Genomic DNA, 18,598 nt, shown 5'->3' with positions numbered 1-18,598 from the left:
GTCACCGGTCAGCGCGACTCGATGGTGAGCGTCAGCTCCGAGTGCATAGCCTCCGCGAGGCGGGCCACCATGTCCATGGTCGGGTTCAGGCGTCCGGACTCGATCCGGGACACCACGGACTGCGCTGTTCCGGCCGCCTCGGCAAGCTGCGACTGGGACCAGTTGAGCTCCTCACGACGCCTGCGGATCAGCGGGCCGACGTTCACGGCCCGCCCGCGTCGTCGTACCGGGGCAGGTCCGAGGTGTCGATGCGGAGCTCACCGATGGGGATCGTGTCACCAAAGGTGTAGGTCACCTGGTTGTCGTAGACCCGCCGCCCGTCCTTGGTGACGATCTGCCAGAGGTGACGGGCGGTGCCGTTACGGGGGTCGACGATGAGGTAGTCGGGGATGCCCATGGCCGCGTAGTCGGCGACCTTCTTCACGTAGTCGTTGTCCGGATTGGACCGCGAGACGATCTCCACAGCCAGCGAGATCTCCCTGGGGTCGAGCGGGTTCGTGGTGTTCATCGCCTCCTCGGCGACGACCACGATGTCGGGGATCCGGAGCTTGCCCAGGTGCTCGTCGTCGGTGTCGGTGTTCTCGAACGCCGCCAGCGGAGCCGGCAACTGGGCGTCGAGCTGACGGACGATCCGCTTGGCTGCCAAGCCGTGCTGCGGCACCGGGCTCATCATCATGACGATCTCGCCGTCACTGATCTCCCCGAAGCGTCCCGTCTCCGCAGCGAGGTGGTCGCGCAGGTCACGCAGGTGCCGATAGATCTGCTCCGTCGTCTCCACACCCCTACCCTACATGACCTATACGTCATAACCAGATGGGTCGCCGCCCCCACAGACGTCAGGGGGCGGCCCTGCTCCCAGTCCGACGGCCTGGTCCTGCGCGAGGTCCACCCGATGGGCCTCGGCGGTGCCGGGCGTGCCGGGCGAGTGGCCCTGCGCACCCGACGAGCGGAACGCGTGGATCAGGGGTGAACCTGCGAGCCGATACCGAGGTCGAGCCGGACGGCCTCCAGGAGTACGAAGGCGGTGCTCTCGGTGTAGACGTCGGCCGCGGCCAGGACGCCGGTGTACTTCCTCACCACCGGGTCGGCGGCGTACTTGACCTGCGCGGCCTGGTAGTTCTTCACCGCCGCCCAGGTGTTGTCGCCGTACTTGGCGAAGAAGGGCGTCGGGTCGACCGCTGTCAGCGAGGCCTTCGCTCCCACGATGAGGTCCTCGACGTACTGCTGATAGGTGGTCATGTCCGCGCGCGTGCCCAGGCGTCCCATGTGCCCGCCGATGTACGTGGACCACGGATAGGCCATGGCCTTGGCCGGGGCGGCTATGGAGCCCTGGACGTCCTCGTTGAGGTTGAAGCTGTCGAAGGGCACCCAGCCGGGCAGGTTGATGTCGACCAGCATCAGCGTGTCGTGGTCGGGGAAGTGGATGTAGATGTTGTCCGGCGTGTGGTTGGTGCCCAGGTGGGCCAGTTCCACGCGCTCACCCCCTACGTGCAGGGTCATCCGCTCGTCGAACGTGTGGTTCGGGAGGGGCCGGGCCGGGTCGTTGTCACGCAGCAGCAGCGCGCGGTTCTGGGTGTGACCGATGCGGACGACGTCCTTGCCGAACAGGAACGACCCGCCCAGGTGGTCCGCGTGGTGGTGGGAGTAGACGATGTGCGTGACCTTGTTGGGCATGCCCGCAGGACCTGCTACGGCGTCGATGGCGCGCTGCAGGTTGTGGCCGATGGTCGGCGGTGCGTCGAAGAGCACCACGCCCTCCCGGGTGAGCAGGAACGCGGCCTGGTAGGTGCCGTCGGTGACCCAGTGCAGGTTGTCCTTGATGCGGCCCACGTAGTAGCCGTCGGCATTGAGCGCCGGGCCGAGGGAGCCGGCCGGGATCGGCGCGTAGTCGGGCAGGTCGGCGGTCGCGGCGGAGGCGGTGCCGGTCGTGAAGGCCGTGCCCGCCAGGGCACCGAGCGCGGGGACGGCGGCCACGGCCGCGCCACGGGTCAGGAACGTGCGGCGGTTGCTCGGTGAGTCCAGCAAGGACATGGTCGCACACTGCCTTTCAGGTGATTGGTCGGCCCCCAACACGCGCTGCTCATAGGCGAGTTCGATCTGCCCTTCGGCACGATCGAGCCTTGGCCCGGAGGGCGGACTGGTGACGACTGCCTTGGACACAGCGTGGCCACACGCCTGGTGAGTGTGCATCACCAGGTTCAGGTGATGACCGGACCAACGCCGAAGGCGTCGCGTCGCGTCCACCGGATCGATCCCCGACTCCGTCGACCTGGGTACGCCACCGACCGCGCCCCGCTCACCACGGTCCCGACCTGATCGGTCGACAGCACCAGGCTCCCCACGAACGCCTGCACGCACCACTGCTGTTCCCGGAGCCGCTTGCGCAGGAACGGGCGGCTACCGCGTCGCAGGCGGTGACGGTGGGGTCGGTGATGCGGTCGACGCCGAGGGACCGGTCCGGATCAATGCCGTCAGGGCGGCCGCGTCGGGGGTGGCCGGCTCGGCCGTGCCGACGAGGAGGTACTGGCCGGGGGCGTCCTGTACCTCGAAGGTCTGGTAGGTGAGGGTCAGCCGGCCCGCCTGCGGATGGTTGAAGGTCTTGGTCCTGCCGCCCAGGCGGGCGACGTCCTGAAGCCGCCACAGTTCCGCGAACTCCTCGCTCTCGGCAAGCAGGCCGTCGACCAGGGCGGCTGTTCGCGGATCGTGAGGCTGGTGGCCTTGGGCCAGCCGCAGCGCGGCGACGGTGTCGCGGGCCACGGAGGACCAGTCCGCGAAGAGATGCCGGGCCGCAGGGTCGCGGAACAGGGAACGGGCCATGCCGCGCCGGTCCGCCAGCGGGGAGAGCAGGGCGTCGGCGAGGGCGTTCGAGGCGAGAACGTCCAGGCGGCGGTTGATCACGTAGGCCACGGCGGCGGGGAAGGCGTCCATCAGCCGCAGCAGTTCCGGTGCGACGTGCTCCTCGACCGCGCAGGGCGCTTCGGGCCTCGGTACGAGTCCGGCCAGGCGGTAGGCGTGCCAGCAGGCGTCAGCATCCAGGTGCAGGGCACGGGCGAGGGCGTCGACCACCTGGCCGGACGGATGCCGTTCGCGGCCCTGCTCCAGACGGGCGTAGTAGTCGGCGCTCACTCCGGCCAGAACGGCGACCTCCTCGCGCCGCAGCCCGCTGACCCGGCGGCCTTGAGTGCGGGGAAAGCCCACGTCAGCGGGGCTGAGGCGGGAGCGACGCGCCAGTAGGAACTGCCCCAGTTCGTTACCGCTCATAAGCGGATCGTACGCCGCGCGTTCCTGGGAGCGGGGCACCCAGGAAGCTCCGTCCTGCCCCCTGCACGCGATCAATCCCATGCTGGACGCGGGACCGATCCGGCCGGCGCTCGGTCCTTCGTCGCTGTCCGACTCACGGCCCAGGGATGAAAGGCATGGCGAGCATGACGGAACCCCACGTCACGGAGAGGGAGCACCGGTGGTGACCGAAGAGCAGGTACGTGCCTGGGTCGAGGGCTATGTGCGGGCCTGGGCGAGCAACAGCACGAAGGACATCACCGCGCTGTTCACCCCGCAGGCCGAGTACCACGAACACCCCTACGAGACCGACTGGGTCGGCCGTGAGGCGATCGTCGAGGGCTGGATCGGCCGCGCGGCCTGGCAGGAGGGCGGCTGGCACTTCGACTGGTCCGTTCTCACGATCAACGGGGACACCGCAGCGATCAAGGGCACAGGTCGCTACAAGGAACTGGGCACCTTCGCCAACCTCTGGACGGTGACCTTCGCCAAGAACGGCAGGTGCACCGTCTTCCGGATGTGGAACAACCAGGTCTGATCCCGGAGCGGTCAGTCGGACATGTCTGCCCGGCAGGACCGGCTGACCTCGACGAGTTCGATCCCGAGCATCTCCAGCTGCGAGAGCACCCCGTAGAGCCCCGAGCGGTCCAGGTATCCGACCAGCACGGTCTGCGCGGCCTGGTGCTCCGCCGCCAGCGCGGGGAACGCGGACAGGGCGGTGGCGCCGAGGTGGCCGGCGACGCGGATCATGTAGAGGGCGGGTTCTGCGCTCATGGGCTCATGCTCAGGTCCCCGCTGGTGATTCGGCATCGCCCGGATCTGGTGAGCGTGGGCTCCGGGCTCCGGGCTGCGGGCTCCGGGCTGCGGGCTCCGGGCTGCGGGCTGCGGGCTCCGGGCTCCGGGCTGCGGGCTGCGGGCTGCGGGCTGCGGGCTCCGGTGAGCGTCGGCGGGCTACCGCCCGGCGACCCCGGCCAGCAGGTGCAGTTCCCTCGCGCGCTGCACTGCCGAGGAGCGGTCGGCGGCCCGGAGCTTGGCGTAGATGTTGCGCACGTGGGTGTTGACGGTGTTGACCGAGATCGACAGCTCGCCCGCGATCTCCGGGCGGGAGAGGTTCGTCGGCAGGTAGCGCAGGACCCGCAGCTCCGTGGGACTGAGCTCCTGCCCCGCGGTCAGCCCCGACGTGGCGGCGGTCAGGGAGACTCCCTGGACGACGTCGAGGATGTCGGTCAGCAGTGCGGCGTGGGAGGACCGACCGCGCGGCATCGTGGCCATCAGGTCGCGCGCGCCGGTTGTCACGAAGGGCAGGATCAGCCGCTCCGGCTCGGCGAGGGCGAGGGCGCGTTCCACGGCCTGCTCGGCCCGGCGCTGGTCCCCCAGCGCGCGGTGGGCCAGCGCGGTCAGCAGCTGCGCCTCGACTTCGGTGCCGACGAAGCCGGTCGGCGCGCCTGCGGAGACGACGGTGGCCGCCGCCGCGAGTGCCCCAGCCGGATCGCCCTCCGCCAGGCAGATCACGGCCCGCGCGTTGTTCGCCTCTCCGGAGTCGGCCTGCGAGCCGGAGAGCGACTCGACAGCGCTGCGGGCGTCGGCGACGGCTCCGAGGCGGGCCCGGGTCGCGAGCAGCCAACCGGTCACGTTCCCCGACAGGGCGTGCGGGTGGGTGAGCCGGTCCTGCAGGTCGTGCGCTTTTGCGAACTCCTCGGCGGCTTCGGACTCCTGGCCACGCCCGGCATGGAGCATGCCCGTCACCAGATGGAGCAGCGTCCCGATCCCGGGTCCGCTGTCGGTCCGCAGAACGGCCTCCGCGCGGCTCAGCGTGCGCTCGGCATCGTCGAACTCGCCCCGCCAGACCATCGAGCAGGCGAGGGTGACCAGCGCCGGGGCGACGATCGGGGCCGCGCCCCAGCCGTGGGCGTCCGCCAGGGCGATCGCCTGCTCGCAGATGGTGCGGGAGGCCCCGAAGCGGCTCAGCTTCGTGGCGAATCCGAGCTGGGCCAGGCAGGCCACCTCCAGGTAGGGGCGGCCGATCTTCCGGGCCAGGTCGGCACCCTCCTGGAGATGGCGCTCGCCGTCGGAGACGCCGAGGGCCCAGGCCTCGACGGTGCCCAGGTTCAGCAGGGCCAGGACCCGGAGCTCGCTGCTCAGCACGATCTCCTCGTCGGACCCGCCGGTGTCGGAGTCCAGCAGCTCGGCGTAGTGCAGGGCGCCCGCGAGGTCCCCGCGGCGCCTAGCCAGCACGAGGTTGAGGGCGTTGAGCGCGGCACCGAGCCGACGCCGGCGGTCCTCGGGTTCGGCGGCGATGCAGGCGTCGGTCACCGTCAGGTGCGCGGCGGCGTCATCCAGGCGGCCGTGCAGCAGGTCGACCATCGTGCGGACGATGCTCAGCTCGGGGAAGTCCGCCCCGCTGCGCTTGGGGAAGGCCTCCAGCAGCGCCTGCATGGTCTCTTCCTGGCCGTCGAGCATCATGCCGAACGATCGGACGCCGAGCATCGTCGCGGCCTCCGCCCAGGCGCCGGCGGCCTGCAGGTGCCGGACCGCCTCGACGGCCTGCCCGTGTCCGGCCAGCCAGTCGGCGGCCTCGCGGTGCAGACCCGGCACCTCGTCCGACCGGGTCCGGCGCAGCTCCAGCCGCAGCAGGTCGGCGAAGAGGTGGTGGTAGCGGAACCAGGTGCGCTCCGCGTCGAGGGAGACCACGAAGGCGTTCGCGTCCTCCAGGTCGAGCAGGATGCGCTCGGAGCCTGGGCGGCCGGTGAGCCGGTCGGCCAGTTCGCCGTTGACGCGTTGCAGGACGGAGGTCCGCAGCAGCAGGTCCTGGACCTCCTGCGGCTGCCGTTCCAGCATCTCGGCGACCAGGTACTCGGCGACGGTGCGGTTGCTGCCGGTGAAATCGGCGACGAAGCGCTCGGGGTCGGGGTGGCCGGTCAGCGAGATCACGGCGAGCCGCAGCCCTGCGGCCCAGCCCTCGGTGCGCTCGTGCAGACGGTCGACGGCGGCGTCCGACAGCGTGACGCCCGCGGAGTCGAGCAACGCGCGAGTCTCGTCCGTGCTGAACTGCAGGTCCGCCGCGCGCAGCTCGGCCAGCTCGCCGGCCAGGCGCAGCCGGTGCAGGCGCAGCGGGAGGTCCCGGCGGGTGGCGAGGACGGCGTGGACGCCGTCGGGGAGGCTGGTGAGCAGCCGGGTCAGCTCGGCGAAGGTGTCGGGTGAGGCCAGCTCGTGGAGGTCGTCGATCACGAGGCAGACGCGACCGGCCGGCCCGGCCCGCCCGGTCACCCGGGCCAGCTCGTCCAACTCGTCCAGCTCGGCCAGCTCGACGAGGACGCGGTCCACCGCCGCCGCGTCGCTGAAGTTCGGTGACGCCGTCAGCGGCTCCGCTTTGCCGGCGGCGTCCCCGGACAGGCCGCGCACGGCGTTCAGCAGCGCCAGCCAGAAGATCTGGGCGTCCTGCCGGTCGCGCTGCACCTGGACGAAGGCCAGCCGCTCCGATCCGCCCAGCCGGTCGGCCCAGGCCCGCAGGAGCGTGGACTTCCCGCTGCCCGCCGGTGCGGTGACGATCGCGACCTTCCCGGTCGCGGCCCGGTCCAGGGCAGCGACAAGATCATCACGGCCGATGAGCCGCAGCGATCCAGGGCCCCCTTCCGCGCTCCGGCGAGGCATGTGCGCTGGCGTTCCCGTTGTGGCCGACACCGTCCACTCGTTACCAGGCGGACCGGTCGGCTGTCAACGCGGACGGAAATCACCAGGTTCCGGTGATGATCACTCACCATCCGAGGCGCGAGCCTTGCCGCATGGACCGGGCGACGTCGAGGCGGGCGACGCCCGCCAAGGCTCGGCGATCCCGACGACGTAGGACGCGAGGGAGCAACAAGATGAGTGACCGAGTAGCAGTCGTGGCCGGCGCGGGCGGCCCCGTCGGACGCGCGGTGGCCGTGAGGCTCGCGGGGGCCGGATTCACCGTCGTGGGAGTCGACCGCAACGAGGACGGGCTACGGGAACTACCCGACGGCATCCGCCAACTACCCGGCGACGCCACCGACCCGACCGTCCCCAAGGCGCTGCTGGAGCGGATCGTCGCCGAGGTCGGGGTGCCCGACGTGCTGGTGAACACCATCGGCACGTTCGCCATGGGCGACGCGCTCGCCGCGACCCCCGACGAGCTGCGGCTGATGACCGACGTGAACGCGGGCACCGCGCTGTGGCTGACCCAGGCCGTCGTCCCGCACATGCGGCAGCGCGGTTCCGGCGCCATCGTGCACGTCTCCGCGCGCCAGGCCACCGAACCGGTCGAAGGGGTGGTCGCCTACAGCCTCAGTAAGGCGGCACTGACCCAGCTGGTCCGGGTCCTGGACGTGGAACTGCGCCCGCAGGGGATCCGCGTCAACGCGGTCGCACCGGAGCTGATCGACACCCCGAGGAACCGGCAGTTCCTCCCGGCCGACCTGCTCGACCACGCGGTCACCCCCGACGCCCTGGCCGAGGTGATCGCGTTCCTGGTCAGCGACGCCGCCGCGCCGGTCAGTGGCGCGGTCCTGCCGATCCACGGCTCCTGAAAGCCCGCTCGCGAACCCCTGGAGACACGATGCCGGACCGCGCCGTGACCGTCGACTCCGCCGGAGCCTTCGCCCTCGGCACCCACCGGGTGCGCCGGGTCGGCTACGGCGCGATGCAGCTGGCCGGGGACAACGTCTTCGGCCCGCCGCGCGACCGCGACGAAGCGCTGCGAGTGCTGCGCGCCGCCGTCGACGCGGGCGTCAACCACATCGACACGGCGCAGTACTACGGCCCGGACGTGGTGAACGAGCTGATCCGCGAAGCCCTGTACCCCTACCCGGCCGACCTGGCCGTGGTGAGCAAGGTCGCCGCCCGCCGCGACGCCGCCGGGGCCGTGCTCCCGTTCGACGAACCCGACCAGTTGCTCCAGGGCATCGAGGACAACCTGCGCACCCTGGGCATCGACCGCCTGGCGGCCGTCAACCTGCGCGTGATCGACCAGCACTCGACCGGCCCGCGGTTCGACGCCCAGCTGGCCGCTCTGGTCCGGGCCCGCGAGGCCGGACTGATCGACGGGATCGGCCTCAGCAACATCTCCCTGGCGCAGCTCCTGCGCGCCCTGGAACAGACCGAGATCGTCTGCGTCCAGAACCTGTTCAACCTGGCCGACCAGGGCTCGGCGGATGTCCTCGACGCCTGCGCACGGCGCGGCATCGCCTTCGTTCCGTTCTGTCCCCTCGGGTTCCCGCGAGGCGTCCAGAACCGGATCCTCACCCACCCGACGTTCGCGGCCGTGGGCGTGCGACTGGGCGCCACACCGGCGCAGCTCGCCCTTGCCTGGCTGCTCGACCTCGCCCCGAACATCCTGCTCATCCCCGGCACGCGCACCCGCGCCCACCTGGCCGAGAACCTCGCCACCGCCACCGTCGCACTCGACGACGAGGCCCGCGCCGACCTGGCCAGGGCCTTCGCGTCCCCGCAATGACCCACCCGACACGAATGACCCACCCGACACGCACGGAGTTCAGCCATGACGACCACAAGCAGCCAGCTGACCGGCACCTACGTGCTCGACCCGGCGCACACCCAGATCGGCTTCGTGGCCCGGCACGCGATGGTCACCAAGGTCCGCGGCGCCTTCAAGGAGTTCACCGGAACCATCCACGTGGACGGCGACGACCCGAGCAGGTCGTCCGCGACCATCACCATCAAGGCGGCCAGCATCGACACCCGGAACGAACAGCGCGACAACCACCTGCGCTCCAACGACTTCCTGGACGTGCCGAACCACCCCGACATCACCTTCACCACGACCGCGGTCGCACAGACCGACGCGACCCACGTCGCACTGACCGGCGACCTGACCATCAAGGGCACCTCCCGCTCCCTGACCATCCCGTTCGCCTACCAGGGCGCCGCCACCGACCCGATGGGCAACGCCCGGATCGGCTTCGAGGGCTCGGTCCAGATCAACCGCAAGGACTGGGGCGTCAACTGGAACGCGACGCTGGAGACCGGCGGTGTCCTGGTCAGCGACAGGATCACCCTGGAGTTCGAGATCTCCGCCGTCAGACAACCCTGACCGACACGGTCAAGGCTTCAGGACGATCCGGCCACGCCGTCACCCGGGGTCGACGGTGTCAACTGCTGCGTGATGACGCAGGCCGTCCATCAGGAGGTCGAGGAGGCGTGCCATCCGCGCGTGGTGCTCGGGGGTCGTGGCGGCCAGGGACAGGCCGCTCAGGCTGAACAGCACGTCGGTCGGGTCGGCGTCCGAGCGGATCAGGCCCGCCGCGGTCCCGGCGTGCAGGAGTTCGGTGATCGCCGCGGTCAGCATCGCCCGGCCGTGGGAGAAGGGGTCGCCCCCGGAGGCGATGAGCGCGCGCAGCGCGTCGGACATCCCGCGCTTGGTCGTCATGTAGCGGACGAAGCCGTCCATCCAGGCGCGCAACGCGGCGTCAGGTTCCCTGGAACCCAGAAGTTGCGCGGCCGAGTCGCAGGGCTGGGCAAGTTCGCCGCGGTAGGCCGCCTCCACGAGTTCCTCGCGGGTGGCGAAGTGCCGGTAGAGGGTGCCGATGCCCACACCGGCCTCCTTGGCGATCGCCTCCAGGGTCACGTCCGGCCCGTCCTGGGCGAACGCCCTCGCGGCCACCTCGATAAGTCGGTCCCGGTTGCGGCGCGCGTCGGCGCGCAGCGGCCGGGGGTCGGCGGCAGTCACAGCGATTCCTCCTTCTGGCACCGTGGGCAGGTCTCACCGACGCCCGCTCGGCGAGAGGCGTGCGCGCCTGATTGCAAACGGAGGATCCTCCGCTCCGTCTCCGCGTTCGTCGCCGACTGGGACGGACCGCTGGACATCCTGGTCAACAACGCCGGGGTGATGGCCTCGCCCGAGCTGCGCACGGCGGAAGGCTGGGAGCTCCAGTTCGCCACCAACCACCTCGGGCACTTCGCGCTGGCCACCGGCCTGCACGCGGCCCTGGCCCGGGACGGCGGCGCGCGCGTTGTGGCCGTCAGCTCCAGCGCCCACCACCGGTCCCCGGTCGTGTTCGAGGACATCCACTTCCGCGAGCGCCGCTACGAGCCCTGGTCCGCCTACGGCCAGTCCAAGACCGCCAACGTGCTCTTCGCGGTCGAGGCGACCCGACGCTGGGCGGCGGACGGCATCACCGTCAACGCCCTGATGCCCGGAGGGATCCGCACCAACCTCCAGCGCCACGTCTCCGAGGCGGAACTCGCCCGCCTGCGCGCCCAGGCCGCCGGGGGCACGGACCTCAGCTGGAAGACCACCGAACAGGGCGCGGCCACCTCGGTCCTCCTCGCCGCCTCACCCCTCCTGGAGGGCGTCGGCGGCCGCTACTTCGAGGACTGCAACGAGGCCGTCCGCGGCGAACTCGGCGCCCGCACCGGCGTCGCGGACTACGCCCTCGACCCCGAGGCCGCCGCCCTGCTCTGGCAGGTCTCGCGCGACACACTGGCGGGCGCCGGCGGCTGAGCGGCCGCGGGGCCGAGAGCACCGGAGGGGCCTGCCGACGTGGGCGGCCGTCGAGGGCGCCCTCGCCGAACAGGTCCTCGCGCACTCGCCCGAGGCCGTCGGTTCAACGACAGTGAAGGCCACCGGGAGCAGTCCTGTAGCGACACGTTCCCCCAAGCGGGGTGCAGACGGGGCGGGCGCCGAGCACCTCATGCAGATCCTGGACCCCGCAACGGAACAGTGGCAGGAAGCCGCCCGCGACCGCACCTCCCTCTTCGACAACGCGTTGGTGCACGTCGCCCCCCGGGACCTGTCGCCGCGCTCAGCGACAGCCGCCCCCAGGCCCCTCGACCCGCGAGGCGTCGGCGTTTCGCTCGGCAGCGCCGGCCCGGTCAGCGGCCCCCTGGGGAACCGCTGAAAGCCCCGGCCACCACCGGGACGACCCACCGCTCGGCCGGCCCGGTCGGCGCGGCGGCCAGTTCGGCGCCCACGGGCGCCAGGGCGAGCCAGTTCAGCATCCCGGCAGCGCAGCGGATGCGGAACTCCAGCTCCTGTTCGCTGACTCCTGGAAGGTGCACCGAGAGCCTGCGCACCATGTCCCGGCGGGACTGCTGGAACTTCGCAGCCAGCCGTTCCCAGCCCTGTGGTGGATCGATCCCGACCCGCGCCACCGTCCGCATGACCGCCAGATCGCGCCCACCGACGGTCAGGGCGCGCACCATCGGCCTGGCGAACGCCGCGGCCAACTCCTCGATGCCCGAGGTGTCGTCCAGTGAGGCGACGGCGTTGATCTGGGCGTCCAGATACTGCTCCAGTGCCTGCTCGATCGCCGTCTCGCACAGCGTCTTCAGCGACCCGAAGTGATAGCTCACCGCGGAGACGTTGGCACCGGCGCGGTCGGTGATCTCACGGAGGGTCACGCCCTCCTGGCCGCGCTGGGCGAGCAACTCCACGGCTGCGGCCAGCAGGCCGTCCCGGGTCCGCTGCCCGGCCTCGCGGCGTTGATCAGTACGCTCTGCCACCATGAGGATTATTCAAACGGGCGATTGACTTTCCTGTCAAGGCACCGCCTCCCGCGCAAAGGCGGCCACCCCGCGGCAGGGCAACCCCCGCCTCCGACCGCCCCTGCATGACAGCCAGTCAGTCGATGCGCCCAGCTTCACCGTTGGGACCAAGCTCCCCAGCATTTAAATCAATCACTTGCTTGACGAGCCAGCGCCGTCGCTCCTACAGTTCAAGCAAGCGTTTGAATTGAACGCGCCGCACGTGACACGCCACCTGCCTGATGGGTCATCAGATCCTCATAGGCCGACCGAAGGAGCACGTCATGAAGTCGCTCAACTGGAAGACGGCCGTCACCACCGCCGCGGTCGCGGGCCTGAGCGGTCTCGCGATCGCCGCCGCGCCGTCGCAGGCCGCGACCCCCACCTCCGCCGGCACGCGAGCCCACACCGTCAGCGCCGCGCAGACCTCCCCCGCCCTGAGCCCCGCCCAGCTGGCGGCGCTGCCGCTCACGAACCGCCACCTGACCCGGCACGAGATAGCCAACCTCGCCGTCGTACTGAACGCCTACCACGACGCGGAGGGCCACAGCCTGGACGTCAACGCGTTCGTCAACAGCTTCACCACCGACGGTGTCTTCAACGACATGGTCGCCGGCCAGAGCTACCGGGGTCAGGCTCTCGGCGATGTCCTCACGAACATGGCCGCGATCTTCCCGGACGTCCACCGCGAGTTGAAGAGCATCACCGTCAACGGCGACGTCATCAGCCTCGAACTCGCCATCCAGGGCACCTTCGAGGGGCCGCTGCCGACCCCCGCCGGCACCCTCAGGCCCAACGGCGCGAAGGTCGACGTACCGACCGCCGACTTCTGGTACCTCCAGGACGGCAAGGTCAAGAAGTTCGACTGCTTCGTCGGCTACACAGACATGTACGCGCAGATGGGCGTGAACCTCGACTGGGCCGGGGCGGTCGCCAAGGGCTGAGTCGGACCGCGCGGGACGGACGGACCCGGGTGAACCGAATGGTCCCCCGGGTCCATCGCGGCGGTGAAGTGTCTCCCCTGGGTCCATGGATCGCGCCGCGAACCTTTTCCCAGGCCTCGTGGGTGCTCTCCAGCAGGCCGTGGTCGTCGCGGTCCATCGGGCCGGCGTTGACGTAGAGCACGTCGATCCCGCCGAACTCCGCATGGATGCGCTCGAACGCCAGTCGCGTCTCTGCCTCGATCCGCAGGTCCGCCATGCACCAGCAGTCAGCCGGGCAGCTGCCCGCCGAGGTCCTGGCCGCATTCCAGGACGAGCAGCAGCAACTGGACGCAGCCGGGATCCCCGCGGGCGTCGCCACCGTCGGGTCCGTGATGCCCGACGGCGACCTGCTCGACGCCCACGGCGAACCCACCACCCTCACCGCCGCCCGGAACGGCCGACCGGCCGTGGTCGTGTTCTACCGCGGCGCCTGGTGCCCCTACTGCAACATCGCCCTGCGCGCCTACCAGGAGCAGTTGCAGCCCGCCCTCGCCACCCGCGGCGTCGCACTGGTCGCGATCAGCCCGCAGACCCCCGACGGCTCCCTGACCATGCAGCAGACCAAGGAGCTCACCTTCACGGTGCTGTCGGACGCCGGCAACCAGATCGCGCGCCGGCTGGGCATCCTCACCGCCCCGACCGAGCCCGTCCGGCAGGCCCAGGCCGCCCTGGGGCTCGACCTCACCACCGTCAACGCCGACCACACCCCGGCCCTGCCGATGCCCGCCGTCGCCCTGGTCGACACCGCCGGCGTCCTGCGCTGGATCGACGTCCACCCCAACTACGCCACCCGCACCGAACCCGCCGCCGTCCTGGCCGCGCTCACCACCCTCGACTGACGGGCGCCCGCACCACGCCCACGACCGAGACAGTGCTGCCGGGCGCCAACCCCCGGCTCCGGGTGTTCCATCGCAGTGTCCGCGATGGAACACCCGGGCTGAGGTCCAGCCTTATCCCATCCGGGTGGTGAACTGGTTCATGTCGAAATAGTCGCGCCAGGCGTCGATCTTGCCATCAGTGACCTCGAAGGTCCCCATGACCGGCAGCTCGAACGATCTGCCACTGACTTTGAAGACGTCCACCCGCTCGGTCATGACGACCCGTCCGTTGGCCGCGATGTTGATGACACGGAACTCGATGTGCTCAATGCCCGGCGGGCCAGGGCGGATGAACGAGCTGATGGTGTCGGCGATGGCCTCCCGGCCGGCGATCGGCGCCAGCGGGATGTTGTGGTAGATGGCGTCGTCGGCGAAGAACGCTGCCAGCTCGGCGGCCCCGGTGTTGTCCGACCACGCCGCGCAGAACCTGCGCACTACCTCGATCGGGCTCTCCATCTGGCTTCTCCCTCGGTTGATCCGGACAGTGCCCTGCGATGGGCCGCTAAGCGGTGAGGACGAGTTCTTCGTGCACGGCGCCTGCTTCGAGGGGGGCGTGCGCCTGCGCGGCGTCTCGCATCGGCAGCAGCCGCTGGGCACGCAGGCGGAGTTGACCGGAAGCGAGGAGCGGCATGGTCCGCTCGACCGCGTCAGGGGCGCGGTCCGGGGTGGGGGCGGAGAGGGCGACACCGAAGTCCGCCGCGTGCTCGTCCGCGCGGGTGATCACCCGGGCGGGGCCGCCCGCGAGTTCGACAGCGTCCCGCAGGCCGCCCCTGCCTCCGGCCTCGAAGCCGAGAGCGGCGGGGTCGGGCAGCGGGAAGACCTCTCGCAGGTCGCCGCGCCGGATCTTCAGGCCGGTCGGGCCGACCCCGGCCGCGTGTACGCGCAGCCTGATCTGACCGGGCCCGGGTGCGGGCAGGGCGACTTCCGACCATACGAGCGTCTCGGGCGATCCGTATCCGGTGAGCACTGCTGCGCACGGCATGGGGACCTCCTGCTCCTGGCGATCCGCGCGGGATGATGTGGGAGCGGTACGCCTCGACGCTGGTGCTACACAGAAAGCATAGGTGACATGTCACGCAATGCCAACGGCGGCGCGCCCGTGCCCGAGGGCGGGTGGCTCGACGGCGAACAGCAACGGGCCTGGCTGGCGTACATCCGGGTTCAGCTGCGGCTGACCTACGAGATGAATCGCGAACTGCAGTCCGACAGCGATCTGTCCCTGCCGGACTACGACGTCCTGACGGCCCTGAGCGTCGCCGACGGGGGCCTGATGCCGATCAGGGTGCTGGCCGCGCAGATCGGCTGGGAGCGCAGCCGGGCCTCGCACCACGTGCGGCGGATGGCCAACCGGGATCTGGTGAGCTGCAGCCTGTCCGCGACCGACCGGCGCGTGACCGAGGTCAGGCTGACCCAACACGGCCGGAAGGTACTCGAGGCCGCCGCTGTGGGACACGTGGAACTCGTGCGTCGCCTGTTCTTCGACGGCTTGCCGCGCGAGCTTGTCGGGCCGCTCAGCCAGGCGCTGGAGAGCGTCTACGCGAACATACTCGCGCAGGGCACACTGCCGCCGCCGGTGGACTGGCGCCCGCCCGGGGGCGAGTGAGTGACCGGTGGCGGGCGCTCGGCTTGGCCGAGGAACGACCCGACAGGTCGGGGCAAAGGACGACGGCGAGGCTGCCGACCCCGCCGCCTCACGCCACGGGGAACCTGACCCGGTGGGCCAATTCGCCGCCCCCGCAGGTGGCCGACCAGAGCGGCGGGGCGGGGTGCCGGGGCGGGGCACTGGGGCGTTGGTCCGAATCGGCGGACCCGGTCGCAGCGCAGGGTGCGGCGCGCCGTCCGGGCTCGCCCGGCCACCTAGCATCGGCTGGAAGCTAGGGCCGGATCCGGCCGGGTGGTTGGTTCCGACGTCCTGGAGCGCACATGACCTCACGGCTCGGCTTGTCGGCCCGCATCGACGCACGCCCCGAAGAAGCCGGCAGGATCGAGCGGATGCTCACCGAGGCGGTGGATCTGGCCCGCCGGAAGGGGGGACGGTGACCTGGTTCGCCTTCCGGCTCGGTCCGGCCTCGTTCGGCATCTTCGACACCTTCGCCGACGAGCAGGGCCGCACCGACCATCTGAACGGGCGCATCGCCGCAGCCCTGGGCGACTCGGTCGCCCTCCTCGCCACCGCGCCGACCATCGACCAGATCGACATCCTGGCCGCCACTCCGCTGTAGCCAGGCAACGCAGGCACACTGGCAGCCTCAGGCGATAACCGAGGCGCCGCCGACTGACGGTAGATCAGCCGGTGGAGTGACCGCGGGTAGGGCCGGAGCAACGTGGGAGGGTCGAGGTGAAGGTCGTTCTCTTTGGCGCGTCGGGCATGGTCGGACAGGGAGTGCTCCGTGGCCGAGGGGTCCGTCAGCACTCCGCGAGGAGGCCGTCGCAGCCGTCCGGCGCGCCCGGTGTTCAGACCTGCTCGGTGGGGCGTACGAGCAGTTCGTTGACGGCCACGTGCCGGGGGCGGGTGACGATGTAGCCGATGGCGTCGGAGACGTCCTGGCTCTGGAGTCGCTCGATGTCGCCCAGAGAGCTGGCGATGTACTGCTGAACGAGGTCGGGGTTGTGCGCGCGCAGTTCGGTGTCGACGCTGCCGGGCTCGACGACGGAGACGCGGACGTGCTGACGCGCCAGCTCCTGGCGCAGCGATTCGGTGAAGGCGCCGACACCGAACTTGGTGGCGCAGTACACGGCGGACATGGCGAAGGCGCTTCGGCCGGCGACGGAGCCGATGTTGACGATGTCCGCGACCTGTCGAGGGTCCTGGGAAGCCGACTTGAGCAGGTGGGGAACGGCCGCGTGGGTGGTGTACATCAGGCCCATGAGGTTGATGTCGACCATGCGGCGCCAGTCGTCGAGGTCGGCGTCGGGGGCGGGCCCGAGCAGCATCAGCCCCGCGTTGTTGACCAGGATGTCCAGGCGGCCCAGGCCCCCGACGGTCCGGGCGACCGCGTCCGCGGCGGCCTGGGCGTCGGTGATGTCGGCGGGAACGACCAGGGCCTGTCCGCCGGCGTTCGTGATGTCCGAGGCGAGGTCGGTGAGACGGTCCCGACGCCTGCCGACGAGCGCCACGGAGGCGCCCTCGCGGGCGAGCTCCACAGCGGTGGCGTGGCCGATACCGCTGGAAGCCCCGGTGATCAGGGCCACGGTTCCCTCAAGACGACGAGTCATGGTTCAAGCCTTTCGATTTCGTTGGACGGCCCGTCTGTCGGGGCCGAACGGGCAGGGCGGACGGCGCTCGGGGTAGGGGCCGTCCGGGGGGTGGAGGCCGTTCTCGGACGGGCCGAGGGCACAATGTGGAAGTGAGCATCGCCAGGCAGACCACCAACGCCACCAGCCACGAGACCACCGCCGACAGGGAGCTCCCGCCTCGCGAGCGCCTGGTGCGGGCGGCGTCGCGGTTGTTCTATTACGAGGGCGTCCGGGCGATCGGCGTGGAGCGGCTGATCGCCGAGGCAGGGGTGACGAAGGCGACCTTCTACCGGCACTTCGCCTCCAAGGACGACCTGGTGGTGGCCTACCTGATGACCAAGGACGCGTTCTACCGGTCGGTGGCCGAACCGCTGGTCGCGGGGCACCCGCCCGCGGAAGCGATCGACCTGATCTTCGGGGCGATCGCCGAGCACGCCCGGGAGCGGGGGTTTCGCGGATCGCCGTTCATGAACGCCGCCGCCGAGTACCCGGACGCCGCCCATCCGGTGCGTCGGCTGGTCGCCTCCCACCGGGACTGGCTCCGTGCGCTCTTCCTGGACCTGCTCACGCGGCTCGGACACGCCGACGCGGAGTCGGCCGCCGGCGCGCTGCTGATGCTCTATGACGGGGCGATGGTCGCGGGCTACCTGGACGACTCGACGGCTGCCCGTACGACCCTGCCGGACGCCGTACGGCTGATCCGCGCACACGGCTGATCCACTGACATCCGCCCGGCACGATGCCCTCCTGCGGGACCCCGGCCCTGCGGGCGCGCCCGGGATGTCGGACATGTACTGCTCCGTTCCATGAATCCCGAAGGGACCCTGCGACGTGACCGGGTGAAAGGCCCGGTCCGTTCGCGCCTGGGCCTGGTCGGACACTTCGCCGTGCCGTGTTCCAGGCATCGCCAGGATCCGCCGTCGGAGGTCCGGCCGCATCCGCCACGGGCGCAGGCGGCTTGGGCTCACACAGCGAGTGGACCGCGCAAAAGCAGGGCCGGCCGAGTGAGAGAAAGACCGGTCGTTCTACTAAGTAGACGATAAACCTTCCGGCGCCGTTGGACCAACCCCGCCCGCCGCCGGCCCGCCCCAACGGGTCTCGCCCGCGCCGACGGACCGCTGCCCATGCCGGCCGCCACGTTCGCCTTGCCCGGCTCCGGCCCCGGCCCCGGCCCCGGCCCCGGAGCGAACGAACCGCCGAGGCGGCCGTGCCAACGCCGACCTTCAGCCGCCCGGACCGGCTCACGTGTTGGCGTCGGCCAGGCGGATCATCAGTTGTGAGGCGAGGACCAGGAGCTGCTGCTCGGTTTCGGTGAGTTCGGCGAGGGCCGCGCCGAGCCAGGCGGCACGCTGCGCGAAGTCCCCGGCGAGCACACGCGTGCCGTGGTCGGTGATCGACAGGATGGAGGCCCGCCGGTCTGTCTCCGAGCGCTCCCGGGTGAGCAGACCGTCCGCCTCCAGTTCGGCGAAGGTGCGGGTCAAGGCCTGCAGCTGCTGGTGTTCGGCTGCGGCGACGGCGCTCGGAGTAGAGGGCCCGTTGCGGTGCAGGTGGCCGAGCACGATGGTCTTGTTGGCCGTCAGCGCACCGGCCGGGCGTTCATGGCGCAGCCGCGTGCCGAGTCGGAGCATGCCCTGCAGCAGCGCGTGGGCGCGGTCGTCGGTCTCCATGGGGCAGATAGTAAGCTTGGCATTACTATTATGCGAGCGACCACCCAGGGAAACA

The 18,598-nt window shown here is 70.9% G+C and carries 22 protein-coding genes; 10 read left to right on the top strand and 12 right to left on the bottom strand.

Annotated features, from left to right (window positions below):
- Window positions 1-8: 8 nt before the first annotated feature.
- From ABH931_RS05630 to ABH931_RS05615, 4 genes are all read right to left on the bottom strand, one after another.
- Window positions 9-206 carry a helix-turn-helix domain-containing protein gene (locus ABH931_RS05630; protein WP_370110475.1) on the bottom strand — a complete coding sequence of 66 codons (198 nt, stop codon included), beginning with the start codon at window positions 204-206 and terminating at the stop codon, window positions 9-11.
- A complete protein-coding gene (locus ABH931_RS05625) occupies window positions 203-778 on the bottom strand; it encodes a Uma2 family endonuclease (RefSeq protein ID WP_370110473.1) in 576 nt (191 codons plus the stop codon). The genes ABH931_RS05630 and ABH931_RS05625 overlap by 4 nt, the downstream gene beginning before the upstream one ends.
- Before the next feature lie 182 nt (window positions 779-960).
- On the bottom strand, window positions 961-2,031 hold the full coding sequence (locus ABH931_RS05620) for an MBL fold metallo-hydrolase (protein ID WP_370110472.1): 1,071 nt from the start codon (window positions 2,029-2,031) through the stop codon (window positions 961-963).
- Between the two features lie 366 nt (window positions 2,032-2,397).
- Window positions 2,398-3,261, bottom strand: a complete 864-nt coding sequence (locus ABH931_RS05615) for a helix-turn-helix domain-containing protein (protein ID WP_370110470.1) — start codon at window positions 3,259-3,261, stop codon at window positions 2,398-2,400.
- Window positions 3,262-3,463: 202 nt separating this feature from the next.
- Between ABH931_RS05615 and ABH931_RS05610 the strand changes: the two genes are divergently transcribed.
- Window positions 3,464-3,817 carry a nuclear transport factor 2 family protein gene (locus tag ABH931_RS05610; protein ID WP_370110469.1) on the top strand — a complete coding sequence of 118 codons (354 nt, stop codon included), beginning with the start codon at window positions 3,464-3,466 and terminating at the stop codon, window positions 3,815-3,817.
- A gap of 11 nt (window positions 3,818-3,828) precedes the next feature.
- On the opposite strand, the gene ABH931_RS05605 is transcribed toward ABH931_RS05610, so the two are convergent.
- Both ABH931_RS05605 and ABH931_RS05600 read right to left on the bottom strand, forming a co-directional pair.
- Window positions 3,829-4,053, bottom strand: a complete 225-nt coding sequence (locus tag ABH931_RS05605; protein ID WP_370110467.1) for a hypothetical protein — start codon at window positions 4,051-4,053, stop codon at window positions 3,829-3,831.
- Between the two features lie 177 nt (window positions 4,054-4,230).
- Complete coding sequence (locus ABH931_RS05600; protein ID WP_370110465.1) at window positions 4,231-6,930, bottom strand: LuxR C-terminal-related transcriptional regulator; 2,700 nt, start codon at window positions 6,928-6,930, stop codon at window positions 4,231-4,233.
- Window positions 6,931-7,142: 212 nt separating this feature from the next.
- On the opposite strand from ABH931_RS05600, the gene ABH931_RS05595 reads away from it, so the two are divergent.
- The 3 genes from ABH931_RS05595 to ABH931_RS05585 are packed head-to-tail and all read left to right on the top strand — an operon-like array spanning window position 7,143 to window position 9,346.
- Window positions 7,143-7,823, top strand: coding sequence for an SDR family NAD(P)-dependent oxidoreductase (locus tag ABH931_RS05595; protein ID WP_370110463.1), 681 nt, complete (start codon window positions 7,143-7,145; stop codon window positions 7,821-7,823).
- Between the two features lie 29 nt (window positions 7,824-7,852).
- Window positions 7,853-8,749: an oxidoreductase gene (locus ABH931_RS05590; RefSeq protein WP_370110461.1), complete on the top strand. Its 897-nt coding sequence runs from the start codon at window positions 7,853-7,855 to the stop codon at window positions 8,747-8,749.
- A gap of 45 nt (window positions 8,750-8,794) precedes the next feature.
- Window positions 8,795-9,346 (top strand): YceI family protein, encoded by a 552-nt coding sequence (locus ABH931_RS05585; protein WP_370110459.1) that lies wholly within the window; start codon window positions 8,795-8,797, stop codon window positions 9,344-9,346.
- 39 nt (window positions 9,347-9,385) lie between these two features.
- Here ABH931_RS05585 and ABH931_RS05580 read toward each other — a convergent pair whose 3' ends face one another.
- Window positions 9,386-9,982 (bottom strand): TetR/AcrR family transcriptional regulator, encoded by a 597-nt coding sequence (locus ABH931_RS05580; protein ID WP_370110457.1) that lies wholly within the window; start codon window positions 9,980-9,982, stop codon window positions 9,386-9,388.
- On the opposite strand from ABH931_RS05580, the gene ABH931_RS05575 reads away from it, so the two are divergent.
- Window positions 9,893-10,756: an SDR family NAD(P)-dependent oxidoreductase gene (locus ABH931_RS05575; RefSeq protein ID WP_370110583.1), complete on the top strand. Its 864-nt coding sequence runs from the start codon at window positions 9,893-9,895 to the stop codon at window positions 10,754-10,756. The two genes, ABH931_RS05580 and ABH931_RS05575, sit on opposite strands and share 90 nt — an antisense overlap.
- Before the next feature lie 371 nt (window positions 10,757-11,127).
- Here ABH931_RS05575 and ABH931_RS05570 read toward each other — a convergent pair whose 3' ends face one another.
- Entirely contained in the window at window positions 11,128-11,760 is a 633-nt protein-coding gene (locus ABH931_RS05570) for a TetR/AcrR family transcriptional regulator (RefSeq protein ID WP_370110456.1), read from the bottom strand.
- A gap of 302 nt (window positions 11,761-12,062) precedes the next feature.
- Between ABH931_RS05570 and ABH931_RS05565 the strand changes: the two genes are divergently transcribed.
- Both ABH931_RS05565 and ABH931_RS05560 read left to right on the top strand, forming a co-directional pair.
- On the top strand, window positions 12,063-12,722 hold the full coding sequence (locus ABH931_RS05565; protein ID WP_370110454.1) for a nuclear transport factor 2 family protein: 660 nt from the start codon (window positions 12,063-12,065) through the stop codon (window positions 12,720-12,722).
- Window positions 12,723-12,976: 254 nt separating this feature from the next.
- Complete coding sequence (locus tag ABH931_RS05560; RefSeq protein WP_370110452.1) at window positions 12,977-13,600, top strand: peroxiredoxin-like family protein; 624 nt, start codon at window positions 12,977-12,979, stop codon at window positions 13,598-13,600.
- A gap of 111 nt (window positions 13,601-13,711) precedes the next feature.
- Here ABH931_RS05560 and ABH931_RS05555 read toward each other — a convergent pair whose 3' ends face one another.
- Together ABH931_RS05555 and ABH931_RS05550 are read right to left on the bottom strand one after the other, a co-directional pair.
- The gene (locus ABH931_RS05555; RefSeq protein ID WP_370110450.1) at window positions 13,712-14,095 is read right to left on the bottom strand and encodes a limonene-1,2-epoxide hydrolase family protein; all 384 of its coding nucleotides are present in this window, start codon (window positions 14,093-14,095) and stop codon (window positions 13,712-13,714) included.
- 46 nt (window positions 14,096-14,141) lie between these two features.
- Window positions 14,142-14,621 (bottom strand): hypothetical protein, encoded by a 480-nt coding sequence (locus ABH931_RS05550; protein WP_370110448.1) that lies wholly within the window; start codon window positions 14,619-14,621, stop codon window positions 14,142-14,144.
- An 87-nt stretch (window positions 14,622-14,708) separates the two neighbouring features.
- Between ABH931_RS05550 and ABH931_RS05545 the strand changes: the two genes are divergently transcribed.
- Both ABH931_RS05545 and ABH931_RS05540 read left to right on the top strand, forming a co-directional pair.
- On the top strand, window positions 14,709-15,242 hold the full coding sequence (locus tag ABH931_RS05545) for a MarR family winged helix-turn-helix transcriptional regulator (protein ID WP_370110446.1): 534 nt from the start codon (window positions 14,709-14,711) through the stop codon (window positions 15,240-15,242).
- A 433-nt stretch (window positions 15,243-15,675) separates the two neighbouring features.
- Window positions 15,676-15,861 (top strand): hypothetical protein, encoded by a 186-nt coding sequence (locus tag ABH931_RS05540; protein WP_370110444.1) that lies wholly within the window; start codon window positions 15,676-15,678, stop codon window positions 15,859-15,861.
- A gap of 232 nt (window positions 15,862-16,093) precedes the next feature.
- On the opposite strand, the gene ABH931_RS05535 is transcribed toward ABH931_RS05540, so the two are convergent.
- Entirely contained in the window at window positions 16,094-16,855 is a 762-nt protein-coding gene (locus ABH931_RS05535) for an SDR family NAD(P)-dependent oxidoreductase (RefSeq protein WP_370110442.1), read from the bottom strand.
- A 131-nt stretch (window positions 16,856-16,986) separates the two neighbouring features.
- Between ABH931_RS05535 and ABH931_RS05530 the strand changes: the two genes are divergently transcribed.
- Window positions 16,987-17,592: a TetR/AcrR family transcriptional regulator gene (locus tag ABH931_RS05530; protein ID WP_370110441.1), complete on the top strand. Its 606-nt coding sequence runs from the start codon at window positions 16,987-16,989 to the stop codon at window positions 17,590-17,592.
- Between the two features lie 525 nt (window positions 17,593-18,117).
- Here the strand turns inward: ABH931_RS05530 and ABH931_RS05525 are convergent.
- Window positions 18,118-18,543: a MarR family winged helix-turn-helix transcriptional regulator gene (locus tag ABH931_RS05525; protein WP_370110439.1), complete on the bottom strand. Its 426-nt coding sequence runs from the start codon at window positions 18,541-18,543 to the stop codon at window positions 18,118-18,120.
- Window positions 18,544-18,598: the final 55 nt, after the last annotated feature.

This window comes from Streptacidiphilus sp. MAP12-33 (genome assembly GCF_041261265.1).
GTDB lineage: Bacteria > Actinomycetota > Actinomycetes > Streptomycetales > Streptomycetaceae > Streptacidiphilus.
This window is presented reverse-complemented; position numbering and strand designations above follow the sequence as displayed.